The sequence below is a fragment of the Paramagnetospirillum caucaseum genome, from assembly GCF_000342045.1.
Classification (GTDB): domain Bacteria; phylum Pseudomonadota; class Alphaproteobacteria; order Rhodospirillales; family Magnetospirillaceae; genus Phaeospirillum; species Phaeospirillum caucaseum.
This window is the reverse complement of record NZ_AONQ01000112.1, coordinates 1-8613: the sequence shown is the minus strand read 5'-3', so window position 1 is coordinate 8613 and position 8613 is coordinate 1. Positions and strand designations below refer to the sequence as shown.

Annotated in this window: 10 protein-coding genes and 1 pseudogene; 5 read left to right on the top strand and 6 right to left on the bottom strand. The window is 51.9% G+C overall.

Annotation, left to right across the window (positions count from 1 at the left end):
• A partial coding sequence (locus H261_RS21825; protein WP_008622043.1) for an Hpt domain-containing protein occupies positions 1–772 on the bottom strand: 772 nt, incomplete at its 3' end.
• Between the two features lie 167 nt (positions 773–939).
• Here H261_RS21825 and H261_RS21820 point away from each other — a divergent pair.
• The 5 genes and pseudogenes from H261_RS21820 to H261_RS21805 all read left to right on the top strand — a co-directional run bounded on the left by H261_RS21820 (position 940) and on the right by H261_RS21805 (position 5779).
• A pseudogene (locus tag H261_RS21820) lies at positions 940–1471 on the top strand (PAS domain-containing protein).
• 14 nt (positions 1472–1485) lie between these two features.
• Positions 1486–2796, top strand: a complete 1311-nt coding sequence (locus tag H261_RS21815; protein ID WP_008622039.1) for a methyl-accepting chemotaxis protein — start codon at positions 1486–1488, stop codon at positions 2794–2796.
• Positions 2797–2818: 22 nt separating this feature from the next.
• Positions 2819–3334 carry a bacteriohemerythrin gene (locus H261_RS24260; protein WP_235063015.1) on the top strand — a complete coding sequence of 172 codons (516 nt, stop codon included), beginning with the start codon at positions 2819–2821 and terminating at the stop codon, positions 3332–3334.
• A gap of 17 nt (positions 3335–3351) precedes the next feature.
• The gene (locus tag H261_RS21810; RefSeq protein ID WP_008622037.1) at positions 3352–4203 is read left to right on the top strand and encodes a bacteriohemerythrin; all 852 of its coding nucleotides are present in this window, start codon (positions 3352–3354) and stop codon (positions 4201–4203) included.
• Between the two features lie 13 nt (positions 4204–4216).
• Complete coding sequence (locus H261_RS21805; protein WP_235063014.1) at positions 4217–5779, top strand: bacteriohemerythrin; 1563 nt, start codon at positions 4217–4219, stop codon at positions 5777–5779.
• 30 nt (positions 5780–5809) lie between these two features.
• Here H261_RS21805 and H261_RS21800 read toward each other — a convergent pair whose 3' ends face one another.
• The 5 genes from H261_RS21800 to H261_RS24245 form a co-directional block, all read right to left on the bottom strand.
• Positions 5810–6271: a bacteriohemerythrin gene (locus tag H261_RS21800; protein WP_008622033.1), complete on the bottom strand. Its 462-nt coding sequence runs from the start codon at positions 6269–6271 to the stop codon at positions 5810–5812.
• A 67-nt stretch (positions 6272–6338) separates the two neighbouring features.
• A complete protein-coding gene (locus H261_RS21795; protein WP_008622032.1) occupies positions 6339–6779 on the bottom strand; it encodes a response regulator in 441 nt (146 codons plus the stop codon).
• 643 nt (positions 6780–7422) lie between these two features.
• Positions 7423–7836, bottom strand: coding sequence for a MucR family transcriptional regulator (locus H261_RS21790; protein ID WP_008622031.1), 414 nt, complete (start codon positions 7834–7836; stop codon positions 7423–7425).
• Positions 7826–8104 carry an HU family DNA-binding protein gene (locus tag H261_RS21785; RefSeq protein WP_008622030.1) on the bottom strand — a complete coding sequence of 93 codons (279 nt, stop codon included), beginning with the start codon at positions 8102–8104 and terminating at the stop codon, positions 7826–7828. Before H261_RS21785 ends, H261_RS21790 begins: the two co-directional genes overlap by 11 nt.
• Before the next feature lie 159 nt (positions 8105–8263).
• Positions 8264–8446 (bottom strand): ATP-binding protein, encoded by a 183-nt coding sequence (locus tag H261_RS24245; RefSeq protein ID WP_235063016.1) that lies wholly within the window; start codon positions 8444–8446, stop codon positions 8264–8266.
• Positions 8447–8613: the final 167 nt, after the last annotated feature.

Genomic DNA, 8613 nt, shown 5'->3' with positions numbered 1-8613 from the left:
AAATCATGAACAGGCTATCAAGGGCCTTGAACAGGTCATCCGCGAAGTTCGAGCCTTTGAAAATGACGGGAACCTTCTTCGGCAACAGCGTCAACACATCTGCGTCCCGATCCAGGCTCGTAATGACAGCGACTGCAATGTTGCGGGTTGAGGGCATGGCCGACAAGCCTATCGCGAAATCAATTCCATCCAATCCCGGCATGACCGCCGAGATGATAATGAGGTCTGGTTTCGTCTGAACCACCATTGACAACGCCAAGACGGTATCGGGGACCACTGAGGTTCTGTAGCCACATTGGCGAAGTTCACGTTCAACGAAATGCGACTGTGCCCCATGGGGAGCAACCAGCATCACTTCGATGCGTCTGATCTCGATTTCATCCAGTGTTGAAGCAAGTTTTTGTGGAAGCCGGGAGAAATCGGGCTGGATTTCTGTGCCGCGACTACCAACCTGTTTAGATAGCTCATCGATATAGGTTTCAAGATCGATCCAGATTCGCGGAGGCAGCGTTTCAGGGGCGTCCGCAAGATATTCGTCGAGCTTGTGGGCAATCGTACAGAGGGCGTTCAAACCAAACCCTGCCGCCTGTCCACGCAGATACAGGGCGAGCCGCCGAAAGCTTCCAATCAGTTCCGAGCGGGTGATACGGCCATGGCTGCCGTTATCCAGAACGAATTCAAGGGCACGAAGCCGCTCCATGGCGTCATCGAAAAATTCGTCTCGAATTTCATCGAAAACCGCGAACTGATCGTGTCCACTTCCTCGGCTCATTGTGCCCCCAATTTCACAATGTCTACGGCTTGTCGCCACTCAGAACCCTATCGAAATTCACAAACAGATGCGATACCTTTATGACAATCGTTTACCATTCATTTATCCATTCAGTATGCCCATAAAGCCGCGTTCACAATCCATTCAATCTGGGAGAGGTGTCGGAGATGGCGGGTGAACGTAAAACTCCATCAGGCCGTGAGCGAACTTTTGCTCATGACGAATTGATCGTCAGCAAGACCGATCCCAAAGGACGGCTGACCTACGTCAACGATGTGTTTTTGACAGTCAGCGGCTATGCCGAATCCGAGGTGATGGGGAAACCACATTCGGTCATACGGCACCCCGAAATGCCACGTCTTCAAACTGCTTTGGGACACCATTGCCGATGGTCGGGAGATATTCGCCTTGAACAACATGGCGAAGAATGGTGACAACTACTGGGTATTCGCCCATGTCACCCCGAACTTCGACGCTGCCGGTCAGATCATCGGATATCACTCCAATCGACGGGTGCCCGAGAAGGCCGCATTGGAGACGATCAAGCCGCTTTATCATTCGCTGATGGAAGAAGAACGCCGCCATCAGGATTCAAAGGTTGGTCTTGAACGATCATGGAAAATGTTGAACGACGCCGTAGCAACGGCGGGATTCGATAGCTATGACCGTTTCATCTTCACCATCACGCCAGAAAATTGATCAGAGGCAGCCACATGGAAACGACCCTCGGCTCATATGCCCGAACCTTATCCCTTGGGATGCTGGTTCCTTCGGCGATCTGCTTACTGGCGGGAACATTCGGGCTGCTTGGTGGTTCGAGCATCGCCCTTTGGGTCGTGATCGCGGTATCCCTGCTTGGCATTGTCGGAGGCGTCAAGATCGGTGGTTCTGCTCGACGAATGGCAGGTGATCTGTCCACTGCGATCCACGTGCTCAGCCGGTCCGCCAGTGGTGATCTCAACGCTCGGATTCTGGACGTTCGAGGCAGCGATGGCATTGGAGCCTTGCAACACAGCATCAACCGTTTGCTGGACTTCGCTGAAGCCTTTGGAAAAGAGGCGTTTGCCGCCGTCGAGTCCGCCAATCATGGTCGGTATTACCGCCGGATCATCACCACGGGTTTGCGTGGCGATTTCGTTCTGTACGCCAAGACCATCAATCAAGCTTTGAAGCGAATGGAAGCCAGAGACGCAGAGTTCATCGCCTTTGCCAACAATCAGGTAAAGCCGGTCGTGAACGCCGTGGCTGCCGCAGCGACAGAATTGGAAGCATCTTCGGGGGCCATGTCGGCACAGTCTACCGACACCAGCCACCAAGCCATGACGGTTGCCGCAGCGGCGGAACAAGCCTCGGTCAACGTCCAGGCCGTGGCCTCTGCCGTCGAGGAGTTCTCTGCCTCCATCAAGGAGATTAGCACCCAGGTCCATCGTGCTGCCGCCGTAGCCTCGGAAGCAGCCGGTGTCGCGTCTCGCACCGATACTACGGTCCATGGCCTCAGTGATGCCGCCCAACGAATTGGTGCCATCGTCAGCTTGATCAATGACATTGCCGCCCAGACCAATCTTCTGGCTCTCAATGCCACCATCGAGGCGGCTCGTGCCGGTGATGCCGGAAAGGGCTTTGCTGTGGTGGCGAACGAGGTCAAAAACTTGGCGAACCAAACGGCCAGGGCAACCGAAGACATAACCTCCCAGGTGGCCCATATCCAGGAGGTCGCCGCCGAAGCTATCAAGGCGATTCAGGAAATCTCTCGAACCGTATCCCAGATCGAGGAAACATCCTCCGCCGTGGCCGGTGCCGTGGAAGAGCAAAATGCGGTCACCGTGGAAATCGCACGTAATGTCGCGGAAGCTGCAACCGGAACGTCCTCGGTTTCCTCAGCGATCATCACGGTTCAAGCGACTGCCGCTGAAGCTACCGAATCCGCTGGTCAGGTTGCTGATGCTGCATCAAAATTGTCACGGCAGTCTGAAAATCTTAGCCGCGAGGTTGATGGCTTTATCGCCCGAATTGGCGGGCGGTAAACGATTTTGGTTTTCAATGTGAATGGGTATTTCTATGCCAAGTGAACAAGCCAATAAACCGGGTATAGCCGTAAATAAATCGAACATTTCAATTTTTGAATTTTCACCAGAAATGTCTGTTGGAAATGAAACAATTGATGCAGATCACAAGGCATTCTTCGAGCTTGCAAAATTACTACACTACACCTTGAGTGGCGGCGAACGAGGCGTGATCGTATTAAGCTCATTGGCGATTCTTGAAGAGTATGTCGATGGTCATTTCCTTCGCGAAGAAAAAGCTATGCGTAAGGTCAGTTATTCGAATTTTGCTGAACATCGCCTCAAGCACAATCAATTCCGTGCCCGGATCAAGGCGATTTCAGAGGTTTTCCAGCAAGGCATTACATCCGCAGCCGATGACCTTCCGCCCTTGGTTGTCCACTGGCTACGCAGCCACATTGCAAATGAAGACCAGAGATATAAACGTTGGATAAATAATTCCGCTGTTGATAATCGCCCGCTGGTCTATCTGGCGATGGAAGCCGAGCATGAAACCTAAAAGTAAAGGAAATGTGGATGCTTGAGCTAACCGACGACCTTCGCATCGGGCACCCCATCATTGATGCTGATCATCAACGTCTTATAGACATTATTAATGAATTCAACGACCACTCGGCGTCGCTAAACAATGAAAAGTTGATGCATGAAACTCTTAAGGCATTGCTTTCTTATGGCCGGGAGCATTTTGCCAGGGAAGAGAAGATTCAGCGGGAGTGCATGTATCCCTACCACAATATGCATTTTCATGAGCACAAGGCCCTGTTGGAGCAGGTTCAGGACATTGCCAGGACATATTTTATCGCAAAAACACGGCCACTTAATGAGCGATCGATTTCGGAATTAAACGAGTTTCTAAAGACTTGGCTTATTGGACATGTGAAAAAGTTTGATACAAATTTGCGGGAGTGGGTGGCCCCTTCAAATGAATGCCTGGAACCTGACGGTGAGCAGAAATTGTTCCGCCTGCCGTCTTCGGATGTGGCGGCACTCGTAATTGATGACGATGCAACAAGCAGAACATTGTTGGTTAAGTTGTTATCTGTGATGGGGGCTTCCGTCGTGCTTGAGGCGTCCAATGCAATTGAAGGGCTTCAATTGGCATTCAGTGATCCTGTCCCGGATATCATAATAACGGACCTGAATATGGAGCCAATGGACGGATTTTCCGTTGTTGCCGCGGTTAGAGCAAGTCAGAAAGAATATATTTCTTGTATTCCAGTTATTATATTTTCAGCTACGGATGATAATGATCTAATGGCAAAGTCGATGGCTATTGGTGCAACAGGGGCATTTAAGAAGCCATTTAATCCAAGAGATTTATCGAAGTTCTTGTTCCATGTTCTAAAAAAGCGGCCCGATAAATCGTAGGTGGACGCCGCATATGGCAATCGTAGCCTCGTCCTCATTTGACGTTAATGCACTCGTCGCCATCGAAAATGTAGCGACAAGAAAGCTTATTGTTTCTGTGATGCGTGAGTGTGGCTTTGTCGTTCAGGAAGAAACAAAAGACATTAGTCACACGATGCTGCACCTTGAGCATGGAAACGCATCAAATATAAATATCATCCTGTGCGATAAGCTTGGTGGAACTGGGCATCTAAAGGTTTTGAAGCATGTCCGCTGGGGAGAAGGACAGCCCCGTCAATCCCTTCCCGTAATCGCCCTGGATAGCCAATGGACCGCCGATGAGCTAATCGCGGCAAGAGACGCGGGCATATCAGCTTCGCTCACCCTGCCCTTAACCCGCCATTCGCTGCAAATGGCGATCACGGCTACGATGACCACGCAGAAGGCTTTTATTTCTTCTCCGAGCTTTCATGGGCCGGACAGACGCTCGGCGATCATGAAGGGCTACAAAGGGCCGTTTAGACGGGCGGATGATACCCTGACCCGCCGCCAAGAAGGCTCTCCTGTGATTGCTCCTTCCGCAGATCAGCGGCAGGTCAAGCCGCGAGGTAAGCACCCAGAGGCCATAGCCCCTTCATCTTCGGTCGATATGAAGGCTGAAATTGGATGGTCTACGGCGATTGCCACTGGCCGGGACGACATCGATGATCAACACCGAAAAATCATCGATTTCCTGAAAATACTCGGGGCAACTTCAAGTGCGGAGTATGAAAATAAGGCCGTCGATGACGTCATCGATGGGCTTTCAGATTATGTGAAAATGCATTTTAAGCACGAAGAGTCTCTCATGGACTCCTTTGATTATGATGAAAGAGATAAGCACAAACGTATTCATGCGGGCTTCGTTGAGAAGCTTGACGGAATCAATCGCGATGACCTTCATAATGGCAGCGGAAGTGAGAAACTATTCTTTATAATATATAATTGGCTTGTCACGCATATTGTTAGCATTGACCGCATCATGATCGCCAAGATGAATGGCGAATATGATGATGGCATTGGCAGCGAGACTGTACACAAGCAAACTGGCATCGTGATAGAAAATGCGTATGAGTTAGCGGCAAGAATTATGAACGTCAACCTACAGACAAGCTCAACGACAGATGATAGTCATAAAAAAAGGATACTGTATGATATTTCGACATCAACAGAGAGATTGATTAACCTTATGGAGCTTGCGGATTCTCGTGTACAGGTGAGCGGATGCTCTAATTTTCAGCTTAAACGACTGGGCGAGATACGGCATGCACTGACGAAAAGTGCGGATTCTCTGGCCGTGACGGCTGCAAAAAAAATTGTACGGCTTTGCAGTGATATTTTGTCCGGCAAGCAGGGCATTCCCCTTGGGATCGGGGATATCTTGCGGCGACAAATGGGCCGGGTGGCAAGCTTGGCTGCGGTAATCGGTGGATTGGACGCTATGAGTTCCACCGCAAAATCAGCAGCCATCGAGGCAAATGAGTTGGCCGGGAAAATCTTGGAAATGGAACTCGGATCAGCCGCGTCTTTGCAGGACTTTGATATTGTCGAAAAATAGCGAAACAGCAACGCCAGCCTTCGAGATGCCCTAATTACCCTTTGGGCAAACCCAGTCTCTGTAGTTCATGTCAAACTTCATAATATGATTAAACAGCCACATTCTTAAAAATTCGCTCATTTCGTTAAGTGATTGACGGTTGACCATCCTCGACTTCGTGATGAAATAGGCCGATGCCATTTCCTCAAGCTGAGTCTTCAAAACGCGATGTTCTCTGGCGTGCATGTCGAAATATGGATACATGCACTCTCTTTGTATTTTTTCTTCTCTCTCAAAGTGTTCGTGAGTGTAGGCAATTAGCTGCTTCAGCGTCACATGCATCGCAGCTTCATTCTGCCCATCAACTTCCCCCTCTAATGTTTCGCATATTTTCGCAGTTACCAAGAATTGATTTATTATGCTAATGAGCTTCTTATGATCGGCGTCAATAATCGGGTGTCCGATCATCATATCTTGCGTGAGCTTGAGCATATCGTCCTCGCTGCCGATCAAGCCGACATTCGCTGCGGTATTCTATGCCCTACAGTCTTTTCGATCACTTCCCTTTTTAAAGGGGAAGCTACGCCAGCACCTTCTGAGGTGTTTTGGTCAGGGCTTCAGCAATTCCGGCGGAAAGTGAGCGAAGTGAGACGGGTTTCTTGACAAAAACGGTGACGCCCGCATCCAAAGCCGTTCTCTCGCATTCATCTTCTGTCCTGGCCGTAACCATGACGATTGGAACATCGGCATTAAAGCCATCAAGCCCGCCTGAACGGATCAGCTTGGTGCAGGCTATGCCGTCGAGCATGGGCATCATCCAGTCGAGGAAAACGATATCCGTGCTGCCATCAGTCAATTCGCCGTCTTCAAGGCTGACGATGTTGGCGGCACCGAATGCGAGCGTACCATCCTCCACTTCGATGACATCGAGGCAATGAAAGGAACCCAGAGCGATTCTGATCAGTTCCCGCATCGGCTTAGCGTCATCAACGACCAAGGCCCTTCTGATTCGTGGAAACATGGTTTTCTCACTTTCATCTTGGTTACGTTATACCAATCTGCGCTGACCGGAACCGATCATCGCAGAGCCCTCAAACGGCGGGCGGGCGCGAGCGCCCCAATCTTGCAGTCGCAGGGCCTTCCCCGCGCCGTAAGGCGCGCGCCCCCTTCCTTGGGCCTTATGTACGCCCTCCGCCTGAGCGTGGCCCTCCGGCCGCTTTGGCCGCTCGCTCAATGCTCGCCCGAGCATCGCGTCTCACATTTGAGGCACGACGCTCTAATTTGCGGCCATCAATCGGCACTTACCAATGAGTACCACGTGCCCCAGAACAACAGCCAAGATATTCCATTATTGCTATTGAATGACTTCAATTGGCAGGGGGACGCCCCTTACTTGTTTCCGAGAATCTTTCCCATGGACACCAGGGTGAAGGGCCAGAGACGGACCAGCGGCACGACCGGCTTCAAACGCCCCTGCCGCGACCTTCTTCCCTGATTTCCACGCCACGTCTCAGGTTCAGGTCCAACTTGGCGAATTCAGATTCGACGATGGCGTGGCGGACCTCTGGTGGACCGGCCAGTCTTCTTGGCTTCCTTGGCAGGCTTGGGGGCGGTTGCGGGCTTGGAAGCCTTACGTGGCGGCATGACTATCCCTTCCCTGTTCATCAGGTGGCTGATTTGGGCTTCCGGTTCGTCCGGGAATAGCCCAGCCCAACAGCTTTCGCAAACTCCGATCTGCGTGCGGCGTATTCCGGGGCGACGAGAGGGTAATCCCTGGGCAAAGCCCACTTGGCCCGGTACTCGTCGGCAGTCAGCCCATGCCCAGTCGTGAGGTGTCGCTTAAGCATCTTTTGCCGATCACCACATTCCAAACAGACAATGTAATCGGGGGTCACCGACCGCTTCACCGAAACGGCAGGTTGCTGCCGTTCAGCCGGTGCTGAAGCAGGGTTGTCCGTAGCGGCTAAAGTCGAATAAACGGACTTGATCAGGGTTGGGATTTCAGTGGCCGCCAAGGTGCTGCTGCTCAGGTAGGCGGCCACAATCTTAGTGGTCAGAGCCTTGATGTCATCGGCCATTGATGGTGTCCTTGAGGCTCTTTCCGGCGGTGAATTTGGCAGACTTGCTGGCCGCGATGGTGAGGGTCTTGCCAGTCTGCGGATTCCTGCCTTCACGTGCAGGACGGGCAGAAACCGAGAAAGACCCGAAGCCAACAAGACGCACGTCATCGCCCGATTTCATGGCGGCGGTGACGGCTTCGAATACAGCGTCGATGGCACTTGCCGCGTCGGCCTTGGTCATGTTGGCACCATCGGCAACGGCGGCGATCAATTCGGACTTGTTCATTTGCCCCTCCCTGCGAAAAGCATGGCTGTAACGAATGGCACGACGAACAGGCATCGTCAACCAAACGGATTTACTCAGAAGTCGGCAAGGTAAGCAGGAAAGTCGAGCCACCTGAAGGCGATTGCTCGACCCAAACCTCGCCGCTATGCGTTCCCAAATCTATACCGGCACCGTGAACCGGAAGGTGGCTCCGTGCCCAGGTTCTGACTCCACCCAAATTTGCCCACCATGCTGTGTGATGATCCGCTTGCAGATCGCAAGTCCAACGCCACTTCCTGGATATTGATTTCCAGCATGGAGCCGCCGGAAAATCTCAAAAATATCCTGGGTGGTGTCCGCAATGCCAATGCCATTGTCGCGGACAGCAATCTGCCATTTGCCGTCTTTCTGCTCAGCATCAATGCGTGCCTATTCGCTTGACGCCCACACCCACTACATCTAGAGTGGGTGCAAAGCGAATAGGCGGTGCCATGGACGTTCTCGACCGAGCTGACCTCCCGTTCCCGGAA